Here is a 16,852-nt window from a genome sequence, read left to right on the forward strand (position 1 = left end):
AAATTACACAAATTTGCTATAGAAAGCCTCTCTGCGAGCATTCCACTTGCGTTTAGCAGATACCATTCCATATTGAAAATGTTGAATCTCTGAGAAGCTAATATCTCTAAAGAACCCAGTCTCTTAATCTGTGCCCCCGTGGGACTCGAACCCGCAACCCACCACTTATGGGATTTAAGGGTTTTCCCATCGCATTGTTATTCAGGCGGTAGTTGCTGCTGCTATATTGGGCGGTTTAGCCGGCCTTTTATGCTTAAATCCAGGACGCTTACGGCAGGAGGTTCAATGGAGTTTCGTCTCACCGGCAGCCGCCAGAATCTTGGATTGACTGGCTAGATCCAGGATGGTAGATATGCGTGTACACGGTGACACCGCACGGACTATAGAGCACTGATGGTACATGACTTCCCAGTTTGTCCGAGTAACTCAAGTGGTACCCTCACAAATTACTCTAGAGATGATATTGGCCTGGTTAGGGGAAGATATAAGCAACCCAACGCTTGGATTAAGGGTGAAAGCGATGCGCTCATTCTTTACCTGGTCGCATGCATCGAAGCGCCTTCCTGATAATCCAATGGACATAGTGCCGGCCGTCAAACCAAGAAGAAGAAACAGCAGCCAACGCCAGTGGAAGCTGTGTCTAAGGTGCTTGTACACCCAGATCCATGGGTCAGATTGCTGGTGAGATTATTTGCTGACGCTGGTCTACGAAGAACAGAAGCAGTAGCGGCCAGGGCAGAGGACTTTATCGACGATTTCACGGGCAAAAGAGACAAGGAACGAGTGGCCCTACTGAGCACAGCACTTGAGAACGAGCTTAAGCGCCTGCCGAAAGGGTGGACCTTCCCGGGTCAACTCGAGGGGCACTTGTGCGGTGATACGGCGTACCGACTGGTGAAAGATGCTACCGGCTCACTCTCGACCAAGAGAATCGAATTCCTACTCCCCAACAGAACGCAGAAGCCTAGAATACGTAAGTGGTGACCGATACTTGGATTTTAAAACTCAGTCCCGGTCACCGCTCTTCCGCCATCTTCGCATGCCAACGATTTTTACCATTAATCGCGATCTTTGAAATGCTTAAATAGAGATTTTTCCTTTATGCTACAGGCGCCGACAGCAGTTCCCATTGTCATGCCGAGAATAGTAGAGCATATCGTAGGCAGCAAAGATGCCACCAGCACTCCTGACATATCTGTAACTCGAATAACTTTTAAAACAATAATTGAGACTGAAAGAGTCAAACATACCGCCATGAGCGTGCACAACCCATATTCAACCATGAGCCGGAGCACCATCGAAGATTTAGGCTCACCAGCATGCAGATAACCAGAATTCTCCAGCTTGCGTCTACGACATAAGACAACTCCAAAGACAAAGCACAGAAGCAAGGGCGCAAAAATTAAGGGTCGGGTCAAACGTGCGGTGAACTCGCTATTGGGATCAAACTTGTCTCCCATAGTGTAATTTATTTGCTCGGTTTGGGCGTTACTAGAAGTTTCAGAATATTGCAAAGCCTGATTCAAAGTCCTGGAAATACTCTTCGGAGGCCACACGGAAGCCCAGCACTCATCATAAGCAGACGGGGTGATTACCGGTACGAGTGCAGCAAAGCCAAGCCTAGTGTCTCTACCGTCTTCCGGCCACTGATAGATGCCCGCAAGTTTCATAGGGCCAGCAGTTGTATCTACTTGGGAGCCTATGTGCAAGAAAAACTTATCGGCTAGTGCCTGTGAAAGCCAAATACCTCCAGTCGTGGCAGATGATTGCTTTCCGCCGGTAATAACAGTGAGGAAGCTTTGTGATACCTCATAAGTGTTAAGCGGACTTGCCTTCGACAAAGTCAACCGTATAGGAGTCGCTTTCCGCAGGCCACCTGCGGCTTCAATTCCAGTATTTTGAGGCAACGCCTGGCAAGCAGCAGGTTCAATCTGTTGCTCTGCCTTAATTACATAGACGTTAGAGAGGGAGCTCCTGTATGTGCGTGCTTCTTGTTCAATGCTCATAACCTGGCGGCCGTCGATTCCAGCGCACGCTGCAATCACGCAGGTGAGTATGAATAAAGTCGATAAAAACTGCGACATCCCGCTGTTGATATTCCGCCAAGCTTCTCTGAAGGTCTCACGCAAGCGCATGCACGCCCTCCTCTACAAGCGGCACATACTCCTCAAGGTTGAGTACCCGGTCACACGATTGCCGCACGAACGGATCATGTGTTGCAATCACAACGGCCATACCCCTGTCAGCCAGGAGTCTGAGACTGTCCGCCACTTGGTGGGCAGACCTCATATCCAACTGAGCAGTAGGTTCGTCTACCAAAAGCAAATCAGGCTCACAACAGATTGCCCTAACTAGCATAAGCCGTTGAGCCTCCCCACCAGAAAGATCGCAGAAGAGAGATTCAATCCTTGTTTTCAAACCGAACTCAACAAGAGTCTCTTCCGCCTTTTCATTTGCTTGTGGCCTTGGCATGCCGTGAGCAATGAAAGGGAAACTAGCTATATCTCGAACTGTTCTGTATTTAGGACCGTAAGGGTTTTGGAAAACCCAGCAAACTCGTGAACCTTTGCGGATATCTACTCGCCCGCTGTATGGCTTTTCCCAGCACGCTATAAGAGATAACAAGGTCGATTTGCCTGAGCCGGAAGGTCCGGTTACAGCCAAAGTCTGACCCGTTTCCAGCTCAAAATTTACGTGTTCATACAGTAGATCAGTCTCAGGGAATCGGTGAGATACATCCTTCACCTGTACTATTAAAACCCCCCGCGAATTGCTACTCATTGAGCGACCTTGCAGGAAGTTGTATCGATGGCTGAGCCAAGATTGACAGATTGTAAAGGCTTAGAAGAAGATGCCATAACGAACCCACCGTTCGAACCCACAATTGTAATCCTTCTGGCCTCAGAACCTGTTTGTATGCATGCATGGTCATCTTTGTATGCGAAGACAGCTCCTACCGGGATTTTAAAGGCTTTTATTGGATTCTCTAGTTGTATGCTGCCATCAACCCCAGCTGCGAGGGCATCATGATTGCTGGAGATCGAAGCAAACTCTGGACTGGCAGCAATAGTATTCAGAAACGCTTTATCCGAGCACAAGCCTTCTTGCGATATGGCACCGCGCTTACCAAAAAGGTTTATCACGTGATTGCCTGGAGCCAATGATTCGGGCATTTTTTGCACGCGTACAGCACTCAAATGACCTTTTACGAGGCCTAATTCTTGTTCTGCCTGCGCTCCGGGTGTTAACTTCCACTCTCCAACTTGAATCTTTTCCGCAGGCAACCACACGACGTGCTCAAGTTTTAGTGATCCCTCGTCCGCCAGTCCCATCTTGGTCTGCACATCTAATAGAGCTGCACGCATAAACCTATCAAAGATTTTAGGCTTCGACGATCGCACAGCATACCCCATGCGAGACAACTCCTCGCGCAGCGTTGCCACATCGTCTCCTTGGTCTTGAGGGCCTAAATCACGATAGAAGGGCAAAGAGGAATGGATTGCCAGAACTGGTACATCATTGACCGAAAACGGGGAACTGCCAGAGGTAATTTCACCGCTTCCATGAATGGCCGTCGCGGTAACCATGCCTGAACCACTCCATGTCAGAGGAGTATCAGCCGCAACATCAAAACTAACTTTCACTGGATGAGAATCCAAAAAATTCTCCGTAGTGACAGGAGCCTTATGAGTCGATTCTGCCGGGGCTAAAGTCCGAGGAGTAAAACGTGATGCCATAACCATTCCAGCAGCACAACCTGCTCCTATTAGAGCTATGACAGCAGATAACAATACGAGCGCTGAAGTGAGCCTGCCTCGTGATTTTTTTAAATGTGGAGGATTCTTCATGGATTATCGACCCCATTACTTACGGTAATGCCCACATTCCCCAAAGAAAGACAATACCGAGCCTGGGATCCTTGCTTACCTGCTACAGGGAAACCAAAAATTTCTTGAAGAGTGCGATGGTCATTATCATCATTTTCACTTTGAGTCTGCAGAATTTGGGCTGATTCATTGAATTTTGCCGCTGTATATGTTTTATCTACAATCCCCGCATCCATCAGACATTGTGCTGCCAAAATTCCAGGATCTTTATAGCGCTCGGGATTATCTTGCTGGTCGCGGAACAGGCCTTCTATTATTTTAGTCGTATGGTCAGAACATGTAACGGACTGCTTAAACCATTGCTTACTATCAGTGTTTGGGTCCATGTTCTCTGAACTCTGATAAAGTCCATCGGGCATTTTGGTGTCGTGCTCATCATATCCTGCATTAGCCATGCACTCCAGATATTTGTCGTGGGCAGCTTCATAGTCAGTAGGATCAATACGACCTGTTTTTACTGCACGATTCAACACATCTCGCTCGAAGTCGTCCAAATCCTCACGGGAAGCATATGATTTGAAAATACTCTCAAGAGACTCAACACGCTCAGCGCTGCTCTTCTCTTGGGCCAGAGACCTACTGTGCTCAGCGCTGCTCTTTTCGTGGGCCTGATTCTGAGAAGACTTCTGGCCGCCACAACCGCAGAGTATGGTCATAGAAAGCATGACTGCGAGAAGCACCACATTTTTCATGAGTTTTTGCACATGCGTCATGAGCACCTCCCTAAAAGGTCCTCTTCCATACAAAGCACATCGTTTATATTGCCGATACTGGCATACACTGCCACAACAACTCTGTTGCCAGTAGCAAGATTGTAGCATCTCTTTTCGCCAATATCAGGCTGCCTGTTGTCTAATTGCACAGCAGCATCTGAGGTGGAATGACTCTTGGCGATGGAACCCACCAAGAGCCATTCTCGTTGGAATCCGCCCTCGAGAACAGCTCTGAACCGTGCTTGTGCTGATAGGTCCTGCCCATCGCCGAGCCGCCAAAAGCAAGCCAGCAGAAAAAGTGCCCCCCGTGGGACTCGAACCCACAACCCACGACTTAAAAGGACGCTGCTCTAACCATTGAGCCAGAGGGGCAACATGGCACATTATACCTCATACTTGGCCGACGGCACATCGCGGCGGCCTGTCTATTGGATGGACACATCGGGGCCGGGTCCCGCCGGCCGACCCTTCCGATTGCCGGACTTGTCGCTGCCTGATGCTCGGCCCGTCCCTTTGCTAGTGCCGTGCAGGAGTACACCGCGTTGAATGACCATCACCGGACTTCGGGGGAAGAGTGAAGCCTCTGCCGACGTAGCGCGAGAAAGAAAGACAGGCACCATGCTTACGCATCGCCCATCCATATTCACTCCTCTTTACGGGACTTGGACCATGACAGCCCCTTGGACCCCTTCGGCACCCAAATGCTGGTCCATCAGAAGGCCATCGTTCAGATAGGACACATTCCTGGCTGATTTCCAGTGATCGCCGGGAGGACATTGAGGACTGGCGCTGGGCCTGTCAGCTGCAACCGGCACAGGTCATCCGATTCGGGGTGGAGTACATGCGCTCGCTGGAGCCGTTGAATGCCGGCACCCTGGTCTGGCCAGCTCAATGACGAATGGCGGGTGATCTCCAGGACGGCGGTGGACTATAACGGGCATCGCAAGCCCCTCTGCTTCGCCCCCGCGCGATTTCTTCGCTCCTCGCCTAGTCTCCATTCAGTCCGAGGTCTCAAAGGCCTACTGGGCTGAGTACAGTTAGGCTGGCATGCCTGTCATCACCGACCAGCTGGCCTTGGTCATGGTCAACGATACCCGTCGGGTCTGGGAGGGTCAGTGGGGGTGGAGCGCCGCCGCTTGGATGGAACCGTTCTGGTCCTCAAATCACCCGGGTCACTGATAGGCAGGGGAGCAGGCCCAGGTGGTTCTGGAGGCCGCCGTGGTCGCCTTCTGTGACCCCGCCCAGGAGATTCTGGTGTTCAGCCCCGACCGGCCAGGTTTTGCTAGGGTCATTTACAATCCGGCTGAGGTTGTCGACCAGACCCTCCGGCAAGGTCCTCTCGAAGCCTCTACTGAGGCCGAGGACTGCGGCTACCGGTTGACCCTGACCGCTCGGGCGTATGCCTGCGACGTCTTCTGCATGGTGGACAAGGTGGACCCTGCCGCCTCAACCGACGGCGGCATGGCCACCATCCTGTCCGGGCCGGGTGGTCGATGTCTGTCTGCACGGCACTTTCCGCCTCCCCGCTGGCTGGCAAACTGGCCACCCTTATTCATGTCTCATGCGTGTCAATTCCTTTCGTGGTAATTGTGAGGTAAGTTAATTAATTAGGTCTCGGCTGCCCGATGGCGTATGAGCAGATTCGGACAAAGAAGTGCAAAGACCCGCCAGAAGACCGCAGACCCAGGCAAACCCACCGACAAGACGAATTCCAAGGAAGGATTTCGATGAATCTGGATTATCTCGCCAATATCAAGCCATCCCACCGCCAGCTCGATTGGCAGCGCATGGAGATGTATGCCTTCATGCACTTTGGCATGAACACGATGACCGACCGCGAATGGGGCTTGGGTCACGAGGATCCCGCCCTCTTCAACCCGACGGACCTGGACTGCGACCAGTGGATGGAGACCTTTAAAGCCGCTGGCATGACGGGGGTGATCCTCACCTGCAAGCATCACGATGGATTCTGCCTCTGGCCCAGTGCCTATACCGATCACAGCGTGGCCAGCTCTCCCTGGAAGGGAGGGAAGGGCGATGTGGTCCGTGAGGTCTCTCAGGCCGCCCACCGTCACGGCCTCAAGTTCGGTGTCTACCTGTCCCCCTGGGACAGGACCGAGGCCACTTACGGGCAGGGCAAGGCCTATGACGACTACTATGTCAACCAGCTGATAGAACTTCTTACCCACTACGGACCTATCTTCAGTGTTTGGATGGATGGAGCCAATGGTGAGGGACCCAACGGTAAGATCCAGGCCTATGACTGGCAACGCTATTTCAACGTGATCAGGGCCCTTCAGCCGGAAGCGGTCATCAGTGTTTGCGGACCTGATGTCCGCTGGTGTGGCAACGAGGCCGGTAAGGCACGCGAGAACGAGTGGAGCGTGGTTCCAGCATCCCTCAGCCATGCAGAGTGGAAGATGGGCAAAGGGGAACTGGCCCATCTTGCCAACCCTGATTGGGTTGTGCGTTCTGAAGATGAGGATCTGGGCAGTCGCAAGGTTCTTGAACAGTACGGCGGCCCCCTGGTCTGGTACCCGGCTGAGGTCGACACCTCCATCCGGCCCGGCTGGTTCCACCATGCCAGCGAGGACGACAAGGTGCGCACGGCTGACGAGCTTTTCGACATTTGGTCCACCACTGTTGGCGGGAACGCCAATCTTGTGCTCAACGTGCCGTCGAACGCCCAGGGGAAGATCAGCCGGCCCGATGTGGATTCCCTGACTGGTCTGGGCCGCAGGATCCAGGAATTCTGGCAGGGGGCCGTCACCGAGGGTGTCAAGGTATCCGTCTCTTCCAACGCCTGCGGGAGTGACCCACAGGCCCTCCTGTCCACCGCTGTGGACTCCGGCTGGTGGCTGGCTGCTGCGGATGATGAGCATCCCACTGTTACCATTGATTTTGACCGCCCCCGACAGGTGGATGGGCTCGTCCTTCGTGAGCACATCGAAGTCGGCCAGCGGGTGGAGCAGGTCGTCATCAGTGCCGAACTTGACGGTCAACTCCGCCAGGTGGCAGGAGTGGGGGCTGTTGGGTATCAGCACTTCGCACAGGTCGGTCCACTGACCACGAGCCACCTGGAGATCAGTGTGACCAGGTCACGTGGCCCCGTGGCCCTGGACACCTGTCTGATTCGCGAGGGGGGCACCAGGACCGAGTAAGGCAAACGTGGGTCAGGCAGGCTACCCTACCCGTGTTCCGGGCCGCTGTGACCGGATAGACGGGATATTGAACAATCTGCCGGGGCCTCTGCCTGGGCTGGGTGGGTTGATTCGGTTTGCGTCGCCCTCTCATCTCCTGCTACTTCGTCAGCCAGTTCGGGGATGGCTGCTGGAAGGGGCGAGGGATGCAGGCGATGAGTTGGCCGTCGTTGGTGGCTGGATTACCTGTTCCTCCACCAATGAGGCCAGCCGCAGGACCGTCTAGACGGGGGGGGGATTCGAGGATATTCCGGGGAACAGTCAGGTTGCGGCTTATAGAGGGGCTTCTGCGCACGGGCGGCAACATCGGGTATTGAGTTCGTCCGGATTGTCGCCGCCGGGGTTATACCGGGCTGATGCTGGACCTCAGGGCAACATTGTTACGTTATCTGGCGGTGGGAAAGCTCGAAGAGCAACCGCTCAGTACAACTGCCCCGTCGGTAAAACGTACAAGTATAAGGCATGGGTAGATGTTGATTTATTGCACTACGCAGATCCGGCTGCATTAGGCTGGTCGAAAGAAATCTCCGTAACTTGCAAACGCTAGTCGTATGTTATCGAATCCGCTATTCGGCTTCTTTCACGGCATTGTTAATATCCTGAATGGCGGATTCGATTAAATCTTCTCTTGTGGTTTCCGGAGCGAAAATCTCATTGATCAGTTCAATCAGTCGTGCATTGAATTGTTCCATCTTGTGTTTGGGAACTGCAAGCTGCGTTCTTCCTATGGTTGCGTCATGCAAGTAGTCCCTGAGAAATAGGGGAACGTTCTCGTATTTGACTTCGTAGTCACTCGTATTTTCCTGTCTAGAAAAGCGGGCCGTTACTCCATACTGCAAAGTAACCGAGAAGTCTTCAACGCCGTTCCGTTCGATACTGTTCTCTGCCAAAATGCACTCCCTCCAATATTATTCAAAGCTCTATCTCATCATGCGAAGAACTGGAATGTTGCCTAGAACATCCAACGTTGTCTAGCGGTTGACACATTCACAGCGACGACAAGAGCACAGGTATTCATCTGCCAAGTCTACGCAATTATTGGGTTCGGTTGTCCGGCATAAGTGAGTAATTGGACGGACTCGTACGCACATTTACTATGCTTGCTACCTATTTTTTGTTCCACACCGAACGTCTGTTTTGGGGATAGCAAGCGTAGCTTTGGGGCAAGGCTCATTCCTGTTTCGCCGGACTGTGGGATATCCGAACCCGATAAGATCTGCTATGGCGGCTCTAGAACCATTCGCCGGCTTTCCAGTCGTCGATGATGTTCACACCCCGATAAGCTTCATAGACGCGATCAACAGACTTCTTGAAACTTTGTTTAAAACTTCTCGTAACGTCGATGAACCGAATTGTTTGTAGAGCAGTTGCCAGTGCACGAGTCTAGGCTCTCGAGTTAAGGATATGTCTACCAGAGACCTGCACCGTGCCATTCACGCAGTGGCAGATGGGAATGCAGTGCTCACCCCCCCCCCCCCCCGCATCACAGCAGAGCTCATCAACCGCAACAGAGCCTATGCCCGGCATAAGCTCAGTAATCCGCCGGCCAGGCAGCAGCTGGACAAACTGACCCCCAGGGAGTACGAGATAGCCGGGCTCATCGCTCGAGGATTCTCTAATCAGGAAATAGCCCAGCGCCTCACTCTCGAAATTACCTCCGTCAGACGCTACGTAAGTCGCATACTCGACAAGACCGGCCTGCGAGACCGCATACAAATTGTCATCACATGGTTCAGGCCCGAATGTCTGACTGACGATCCTTGACCGGTTGTTCCGGGCATCGTAAGGCGAAAATCAGAAAGGACGATGAATTCCAGAGCGACGCTTTTGCTGATCTGATGAAGCTGAGGCTGGGGCTAGAGCTTCGAACGTAAGTTTGGGAGAACGTTTATTGAACATTGTGATTCTTGCTGTACTGAGTTCCAGCTATTCAGTTATGCACGCGTTGTCCCGGCGACACTTGTTCCCTTTGGAAACTCGAGTTCCGTTGAATGCTGCTCAGGTAAGCTGAAGCACAAAGTGGTGGCCGAGCACTCGACAGAGGAGGTGGACCATGGGAATCCGTCTGGTGAGGCTGGACCGGCCGGGAGCAGTGGGTGCCGAAGCGATTTGGGAGTATCTACTGGCCTGTCGTGCCCGGCCTGAGGATGAGGCGGCTGGTCTCGGCCCATTGGAGGACTGCCACAGCCTGGATGAGGTTCGTCGGTTTGGTCTGCCGGAGGTGGCTCGTCAGGCGCGTGGTGATGATCTGCCGCCGGGGTTTGTGCCAGCTCTGCAGTTCGGCGCCATGGACCCCAGCGGCAAACTGGTGGGGATGATTCAGCTGAGGTTGCAGCTTACGCAGGCGCTTCTGCGAGTGAGCGGCAACATCGGCTATTCAGTTCGTCCGGATTGTCGCCGGCTGGGCTATGCCGGGCTGATGCTGGATGAATGTCTTCGACAAGCTGCCACTCTGGGCATGAGTAGGGTCCTGATTACTTGTTCCCCGTCGAATCTGGCCAGCCGCCGGACCATCCTTTCGCGTGGCGGGCAACTGGAGAATGTGCTCCCCAGCAGATCTGGTCAGCCAGTAGAACGGTATTGGATTGATTTGTCTACGAAACGAACAGATCGGTAAACGCAATCTTGGATGCAAAAGCAGCTTTCATGTAATTGCTTCCTGGCTAGGGTCTCTGCAATGATTTTCTCCGGCTATGACGTATATGCGCATCCAGAACGCGAACTTATTTTAAGCTTATTTTGAGCGAATGCCGGTTAGTGTATATTTTGTTTTTATGCACATTCCGTGCATTATGTACGACGGCAAAGGAACCGCCATGGGGCAAACAGCTTCGACACAGAAACCATCCGATAAGCCGCAAGTCATTGCTGTCAGCTTTTTTGCCCTGGCATTCATTCTCGCCCATGTTATATCGTTTGTCACCGGTTCACGGTTCTGGGGTTCATGCACGTACCCAGCAGCTTGGCTAATGATGATTGTCTTCATGATGGTAAGACACTGGCGGCGAAAAGGAACCGCCATGGGACAAACAGCTTCGACACAGAAACCATCCGATAAGCCGCAAGACATTGCTGTCAGCTTTTTTGCCCTGGCATTCATTCTCGCCCATGTTATATCGTTTGTCACCGGTTCACGGTTCTGGGGTTCATGCACGTACCCAGCAGCTTGGCTAATGATGATTGTCTTCATGATGGTAAGACACTGGCTGCGAAACAGTGAAGGCCAGCATCATTCGAGATAGCCAATACACGAAAAGGGCGAAATAGTGGGTTCCGTCGATAACTTGCAGAGTTTCGCATCATCGCCGTCGCTGTTCGTTCGCGCGGTCTACTGTTGTCGGCGGTCAACCTCCCCACTGGTGAGCATGAGCCTGGGGAACAAGCATCGCACTTTTCTCAATATCCGCTTTTGCTGATACTGGTATGGCTTCTCTTACCAAAGTGCCGATTGGAACAAAGTAGATGTACCCGGCCGCCCCTTGGTGGCTCGCTTGATAAATGGGAATATGCTGTTCCAGCTGCAGGTAAACCAGTAGTGGAATCGGCGTTTGTCAGTACGTGCTCTTGGACGCCATAATTTGTGGGACGGTGGCGGTTTTATGTCTGATCCAGCTTGTATTTTATTAGAAAATGCCTGAAATTCTGGGCTCATGGGTGAGGAAAGAATATGGATTAATAAACTATCGTAGTTGAAGCAGATGGTCTCATGGCAAAGACTGTCGGAGCCAAAAATCACCAGAATATGCTGGGCCGGAATTTGAACTGATTCTTTCCTCTGCCTGCCCAGACTCAGCAAATTGAAATAGTCATGAATAGGCAAGCAACAATAGACGACACAACCCGCGCTTTACCACATCAGTATTGACGCTGAAAGGCTCTGGAATGGGCAACATCGAAGTAAGCGTATCGAACCTTACTGTTCGAATAAAGAACAAAACGATTCTCTCTCATCTTTCATTGGAGGTTGAAGAAGGGTCTTTCCATGGGGTCATCGGGCCAAATTGCGCTGGAAAGACAACCTTGTTCACCGTCCTGGAAGGACTGCAAAAACCGGTTGAGGGAACGGTCTCCGTTCTGGGCAAGACGCCCTATCCACGCAACTTGGCCCTGCTGCGCCAAATAGGCATCCAGCCTCAAAAGTCGTCCTTCTTCCCCAAAACGACGCTCCTTGAGCACCTTACTGCAGTGGCCGATATCTACCAGGTGCCCCGGTCGCGTGTGGACGATCTTATTGATGCATTGAAACTGGATCATGTGGCATCCAACAAGGTTGAATCATTGTCCGGCGGCGAACAACAGAGACTGGCCATCGCCACGGCTGTCGTCCACCATCCTCGGCTGCTCTTTTTGGACGAACCCACTGCTGCCCTCGATCCTGAGTCACGCCATGACCTTGTGAGCCTGCTCAAATCCAGTCAGCAATTGGCCGCCACGGTTCTTTATACAACGCACCATCTGGACGAGGCGGAGCGGTTGTGCAACGTGGTCTCGATCTTGGCGGATAAGCATATTCTCGTGACGGCCAGTCCTAGCAAGCTTATTGCGCAAGCAGAGATGGAATCGACCATTCTTCTTCCGAATGCCTTGGATCAGGCCGATCATGTAGCCCGTCTCGTGGGAGCTGACTATGTAAAAACCACACCCGACGGTCTGACAGTTCGCACCAGGGATACCGGAGTTACTTTCGCGAAATTGGTTGATTCCGGGATCAATACAAGCCAGGCGCAAGTCAAGGATGGGCGTCTGGAGGATGTCTACCTTCGCCTTCTCGAAAAGGAGAGCGTCAAATGAACAGCTTCAAAACTCTATTCAAGTTGATGTTCCACTACGATATTCGTGACTGGTCCACTTTGGTTTTCATCTTTCTCTTTCCTATAGCCTTGTTGCTGGTCCTGGTCCTGTCTTTTAAGAGCTACGTTCCTGGAGTTGATATTGCCAGTTAAATCAGCGCCAATGTCATTGCGTTTGGTGCGGCCTACGTGGGTATTTTTGCCGGTGCTTCGCACCTTGCCCTCTGGCGTGAGAATGGCATGCTTCAGACGGTTCGCAATTTTCCTCTATCCTGGAATGTGATTATCCTCTCCCAGGCTGTTGTGGGTATCGTCGTCCTCCTGGCGCAGGCTGTAGTGCTTGTCGTCTTGGGGATGATCATGGGAATGAGGCTGAAACCGACATTTGTGTCGGGATTGCTTCCCCTGGTCCTGGGCTATCTCTTGTTCTTTTTCCTGGGCGTCATTATCGCCATGATAATTTACTCGGTCGCAGGGGTATCCATCCTTGCAAACATCATTATTCTGCCCCTGGGTTTCATTGGCGGAGCCATGATGCCGCTCAATATGCTGCCGTCCTGGGTGCAGACCATTGCCCCGTATACGCCCCTATACCACATGAGGGAGGCCTTATCGATGATGCTGATTGGATCGGGCACCTGGCCTCATGCCTGGCTTGGGATCCTATACCTAGCCGTGGGATGCATTACCTTGGGGCTTGTTTCCATATACGGTTTTCGTTGGAAATGAAACTTCTGATGCTTATGTACCTTTTGCTGCCATTGCACGAGACTTCTTGATTTCTCGAATGGTAGTTGCGGACCTGGCTGAGCGTAATTCCTGCGAAAGCCGTTCTTCTCGATTGCGGCCGCCTTGGGTGAAAGAAGGATCCTGAGCGTCCGCTAACCTTCCAGTGTGAAAGAGACCTATAGATTCCTCGTGTCTTAGCGCGTCTGAGGGCTTCTTCTGAGAGAATGGCAAGTATGGTCTGGCTTATTGTCCTGGTATGGGTGCTGGTGGTGGCGGCATTCATCGTATTTGTCTTGCGCTTGGCGCTAGGCGAGTCCCAGGACCGTGCCTTCTCCCAGTCTCTGAACGAGCGCGTGCACCGGGCCGCCCGCCGTGAGCAGGAGCGAGAGAATAAGCTGCCGCGGATAGCAGGAGGGAATTTGTCTTTCGCCCCCGGATCGGGCGAGGATGCACCAACAGCCGAGGATACCGAACATCCCTATCCGGTCTATGTCAATTCCTCCTCCGTGGTGGAGGTTCGAGGTATGCTGGCCTCCGATTCCACGGACGAGATCAATCTGCCTCCGCCACCAAGCAGCGATTCCTCAACATCCGTCAGTTCGAGACAAAGGACAAATACGGTTCAGGCGGCTTCCGTAGCCTCTGGGCCTCCAGCTCCCAGGAACTCTACCTTGCGATCGTCCAGCCCTGAGCCTTCACATCCGCAGCGGCGGGAGCCTCAGCCCATCACCTCCGATGTCATGCCTTCAGTCAAGAGCGGTTCGCAGACGGAAACGAGTCATCCGAGCGGAAAGTGACCGCTGGTGATGACCGTCCGTGTCCCTTTTCGCCTTTAGGCTGGTATTTATGACAACACAGCAGCTCCTTATTTTTATCGCGGTGCTGATCGTCCTGGTGCTGGCGGTGGTCGGCATTCTGGTGGCGGTCCGTAAACGCCGGTCCCAGGGGGATTCCACGCGCCCTGCCGGGGCGCAAGAGCCTGATGATGACCACTCTTCTTTGTCCACGAAATCGGCGACGGCTGTAGCCTCCGATACGGACGCTTCTACGGGTTCAGTGGGCTCGGTAGATTCAGAGGCGTCCGCCCAGTCGTCTTCAACCGGCCAGGCAGCACCATCGGCCCAGGAGGAGCTGGCTCATCCGGAGGCCTCTGCATCCCGTATGACCAGGCTCAAGGCCAGGCTGGCCAAGAGCCCCAACCCCTTCGGCAAGGCCCTCTTTGCCATTCTGACCAAGGATCATCTGAGCGAATCCGACTGGGAGGATGTGGAAGACACCCTGCTTATGGCGGACGTGGGCGCTGAGGCCAGCGAACAGCTGGTGAAACAGTTGCACGACGATGCTCGGATCACGGGGCAGAAGGATCCCGCGGCAGTGCGCAGCGGCCTTCGTCAGCGTCTGATCGATCTGGTCGACCCCAACATGGACCGAACTCTTGTGGCTGCCCGACCCCAGGCCAACAGGCCCTCGGTCATCATCATGGTGGGGGTCAACGGTACCGGTAAGACCACCACGGCGGGCAAGCTGGCCAGGCTCTTCGTGGCCGATGGCAAGTCAGTGGTCATGGGTGCCGCCGATACCTTCCGTGCCGCCGCTGCTGACCAGCTGGAAACCTGGGGCGGCAAGGTGGGCGTGCCCGTAGTCCGTAGTGACCGCGACAGCGCCGACCCGGCCTCGGTGGCCTTCGAAGCAGCGGAACGAGCCAAAAATGATCATGCGGATGTCCTCATTGTGGACACAGCTGGGCGTCTGCAGAACAAGGCCAACCTGATGGATCAGCTGGGCAAGATCCGGCGGGTGATCGAGAAGAACCTGCCTGTGGACGAGGTTCTGCTGGTCCTGGATGCCACCACCGGGCAGAACGGGATGATTCAGGCCCAGGTCTTCGCCCAGGCCATCGGTGTCACGGGCATTGTCCTGACCAAGCTGGACGGCTCGGCCAAGGGCGGCATTGTCATTTCTGTCCAGCGGGAGCTGGGCGTGCCCGTCAAGCTGGTCGGGCTGGGCGAAGGACCTGACGATCTGGCTGTCTTCGACCCCGAGTCCTTTGTCGACGGCATTCTGGGAGACGAGTAGTCCGGACGGTCGGTTGGTCATAAGGTGGTCATCCAATAGTCACCCGGAGGTAATGCGACGGTGACCTGACCGTCATCCTCTTCCTGTTTGATGAATCGGGAAGTGGAAGAGAATCTGACGTAGGCTGTCCGGAGGGGAGTCCTCTTTATTGGGATTGCTCGCCCGGATGGGGAAAAGAGAGGTGTAGGCATGGATTCTGGAAATGCTGCCTGGATGCTGGTAGCGGCGTCCATGGTTTTCCTAATGACTCCAGCGGTGGCTTTCTTCTATGGGGGTATGGTCCGAGCCAAGGCTGTGCTCAACATGATGATGATGTCCACGCTGGCCATTGCCGTGACCGGGATTATTTGGACCCTCTGGGGATGGTCGATTTCGTTTGCAGGCAAGGACATCGGCGGTGTCTTCGGCGACCCCATCACCGGCTTCCTGCTCAAGGACACTGTCACAGCCAAGAATGGGGTCTTCACCTCGCTTGATTCCGCAAACGCTGCCTATCCGCATACGGTGGATATCGCCTTCCAGGCCGCCTTCGCCATGATCTGCGTGGCCCTGATTTCGGGAGCCCTGGCAGAGCGAGTCAGAATCAGCACCTGGATGATCTTCGTGGCCCTCTGGGTCACCTTGGATTACGCGCCCATGGCCCATATGGTATGGAATCACGGGCTTCTGGCTGCCGATGGACCCATCTCCAACGCCATCGGAGCCCAGGCGCACGATTTCGCAGGCGGTACGGTCATCCACATCAACGCGGCAGTGGCAGCCCTGGTCATTGTGCTCATCATCGGCCGGCGACTCGGCTTCCCCAAGGAGTCCATGCGTCCCCACAATGTGCCCATGGTCATGCTGGGCGCCTTCCTGCTCTGGTTCGGCTGGTTCGGTTTCAATGCCGGTTCCGCCTTCGCCGCCAATGGCACGGCTGGATATGCCTGGGTTTCCACGACCATAGCCGCCAGCGGCGCCACCCTGGGCTGGCTCTTTACTGAGCGGGTCCGCACCGGGCATTACACCGCCATGGGTGCAGCATCCGGCATGGTCGCCGGCCTGGTGGCCATCACTCCAGCGGCCGACGTGGTGTCTCCGCTCTGGGCCATGGTCATCGGCCTCTTGGCTGGTTTCGTCTGCTGCCTGGCCTGCGGTCTCAAGTTCCGTTTCGCCTATGACGACTCCTTGGATGTGGTAGGCATCCATGGCGTGGGTGGTTTATTGGGCACTCTGCTGATAGGCTTCTTTGGTACCGGCACGGGCTTCCTGGCCGGTGGCAATTTCCGGCAGCTGCTGGTTCAGTTCCTGGTGGCGCTGATTGCGATCATCTACGCGGCTGCGGTAACCGGTGTGATCGCCTTCGCACTGGAGAAGACCATTGGTTGGAGAGTCAGCAGGGATCAGGAGATCATCGGCGTCGACCAGAGCGATCAGGGTGAGAGCGCCTACGACTTCGGATCCATTCTGAACTGATC

At 53.9% G+C, this 16,852-nt stretch carries 16 protein-coding genes and 1 tRNA gene; 10 read left to right on the forward strand and 7 right to left on the reverse strand.

From position 1 onward, the window contains the following. Positions 1 to 1,058: 1,058 nt before the first annotated feature. The 5 genes from AACP62_RS00535 to AACP62_RS00555 all read right to left on the reverse strand — a co-directional run bounded on the left by AACP62_RS00535 (position 1,059) and on the right by AACP62_RS00555 (position 4,972). A complete protein-coding gene (locus AACP62_RS00535; protein WP_339345644.1) occupies positions 1,059 to 2,135 on the reverse strand; it encodes a hypothetical protein in 1,077 nt (358 codons plus the stop codon). Next, on the reverse strand, positions 2,122 to 2,781 hold the full coding sequence (locus tag AACP62_RS00540) for an ABC transporter ATP-binding protein (protein ID WP_339345646.1): 660 nt from the start codon (positions 2,779 to 2,781) through the stop codon (positions 2,122 to 2,124). Before AACP62_RS00540 ends, AACP62_RS00535 begins: the two co-directional genes overlap by 14 nt. Then, the gene (locus AACP62_RS00545) at positions 2,778 to 3,848 is read right to left on the reverse strand and encodes a hypothetical protein (protein ID WP_339345647.1); all 1,071 of its coding nucleotides are present in this window, start codon (positions 3,846 to 3,848) and stop codon (positions 2,778 to 2,780) included. Before AACP62_RS00545 ends, AACP62_RS00540 begins: the two co-directional genes overlap by 4 nt. Beyond that, positions 3,845 to 4,600 carry a hypothetical protein gene (locus tag AACP62_RS00550; RefSeq protein ID WP_339345649.1) on the reverse strand — a complete coding sequence of 252 codons (756 nt, stop codon included), beginning with the start codon at positions 4,598 to 4,600 and terminating at the stop codon, positions 3,845 to 3,847. Before AACP62_RS00550 ends, AACP62_RS00545 begins: the two co-directional genes overlap by 4 nt. Positions 4,601 to 4,899: 299 nt before the next feature. Then, positions 4,900 to 4,972, reverse strand: a tRNA-Lys gene (locus tag AACP62_RS00555). Positions 4,973 to 5,647: 675 nt separating this feature from the next. Between AACP62_RS00555 and AACP62_RS00560 the strand changes: the two genes are divergently transcribed. From AACP62_RS00560 to AACP62_RS00570, 3 genes are all read left to right on the forward strand, one after another. Continuing rightward, positions 5,648 to 5,779: a hypothetical protein gene (locus AACP62_RS00560; RefSeq protein WP_339345651.1), complete on the forward strand. Its 132-nt coding sequence runs from the start codon at positions 5,648 to 5,650 to the stop codon at positions 5,777 to 5,779. Between the two features lie 21 nt (positions 5,780 to 5,800). Next, positions 5,801 to 6,187: a hypothetical protein gene (locus tag AACP62_RS00565; protein ID WP_339345653.1), complete on the forward strand. Its 387-nt coding sequence runs from the start codon at positions 5,801 to 5,803 to the stop codon at positions 6,185 to 6,187. Positions 6,188 to 6,327: 140 nt separating this feature from the next. Then, complete coding sequence (locus AACP62_RS00570; RefSeq protein ID WP_339345654.1) at positions 6,328 to 7,761, forward strand: alpha-L-fucosidase; 1,434 nt, start codon at positions 6,328 to 6,330, stop codon at positions 7,759 to 7,761. Between the two features lie 605 nt (positions 7,762 to 8,366). Here AACP62_RS00570 and AACP62_RS00575 read toward each other — a convergent pair. Continuing rightward, complete coding sequence (locus tag AACP62_RS00575; protein ID WP_339345656.1) at positions 8,367 to 8,690, reverse strand: hypothetical protein; 324 nt, start codon at positions 8,688 to 8,690, stop codon at positions 8,367 to 8,369. A gap of 514 nt (positions 8,691 to 9,204) precedes the next feature. Between AACP62_RS00575 and AACP62_RS08310 the strand changes: the two genes are divergently transcribed. Together AACP62_RS08310 and AACP62_RS00580 are read left to right on the forward strand one after the other, a co-directional pair. Next, positions 9,205 to 9,564: a response regulator transcription factor gene (locus AACP62_RS08310; protein WP_425332893.1), complete on the forward strand. Its 360-nt coding sequence runs from the start codon at positions 9,205 to 9,207 to the stop codon at positions 9,562 to 9,564. Between the two features lie 289 nt (positions 9,565 to 9,853). Beyond that, a complete protein-coding gene (locus tag AACP62_RS00580) occupies positions 9,854 to 10,417 on the forward strand; it encodes a GNAT family N-acetyltransferase (protein WP_339345658.1) in 564 nt (187 codons plus the stop codon). 117 nt (positions 10,418 to 10,534) lie between these two features. Here AACP62_RS00580 and AACP62_RS00585 read toward each other — a convergent pair whose 3' ends face one another. Continuing rightward, positions 10,535 to 10,990, reverse strand: coding sequence for a hypothetical protein (locus AACP62_RS00585; RefSeq protein WP_339345660.1), 456 nt, complete (start codon positions 10,988 to 10,990; stop codon positions 10,535 to 10,537). A 692-nt stretch (positions 10,991 to 11,682) separates the two neighbouring features. Between AACP62_RS00585 and AACP62_RS00590 the strand changes: the two genes are divergently transcribed. From AACP62_RS00590 to AACP62_RS00610, 5 genes are all read left to right on the forward strand, one after another. After that, a complete protein-coding gene (locus AACP62_RS00590; protein WP_339345663.1) occupies positions 11,683 to 12,591 on the forward strand; it encodes an ABC transporter ATP-binding protein in 909 nt (302 codons plus the stop codon). 167 nt (positions 12,592 to 12,758) lie between these two features. Then, a complete protein-coding gene (locus AACP62_RS00595) occupies positions 12,759 to 13,319 on the forward strand; it encodes an ABC transporter permease (protein WP_339346494.1) in 561 nt (186 codons plus the stop codon). 233 nt (positions 13,320 to 13,552) lie between these two features. Next, positions 13,553 to 14,116, forward strand: coding sequence for a hypothetical protein (locus tag AACP62_RS00600; RefSeq protein WP_339345665.1), 564 nt, complete (start codon positions 13,553 to 13,555; stop codon positions 14,114 to 14,116). 49 nt (positions 14,117 to 14,165) lie between these two features. Continuing rightward, positions 14,166 to 15,395, forward strand: a complete 1,230-nt coding sequence (ftsY, locus tag AACP62_RS00605; protein ID WP_339345666.1) for a signal recognition particle-docking protein FtsY — start codon at positions 14,166 to 14,168, stop codon at positions 15,393 to 15,395. 189 nt (positions 15,396 to 15,584) lie between these two features. Next, complete coding sequence (locus AACP62_RS00610; protein ID WP_339345667.1) at positions 15,585 to 16,850, forward strand: ammonium transporter; 1,266 nt, start codon at positions 15,585 to 15,587, stop codon at positions 16,848 to 16,850. The last annotated feature ends 2 nt before the right edge of the window (positions 16,851 to 16,852 follow it).

Origin of the sequence: Bifidobacterium apis (assembly GCF_036986835.1) — a bacterium.
Lineage (GTDB): Bacteria > Actinomycetota > Actinomycetes > Actinomycetales > Bifidobacteriaceae > Bombiscardovia > Bombiscardovia apis_A.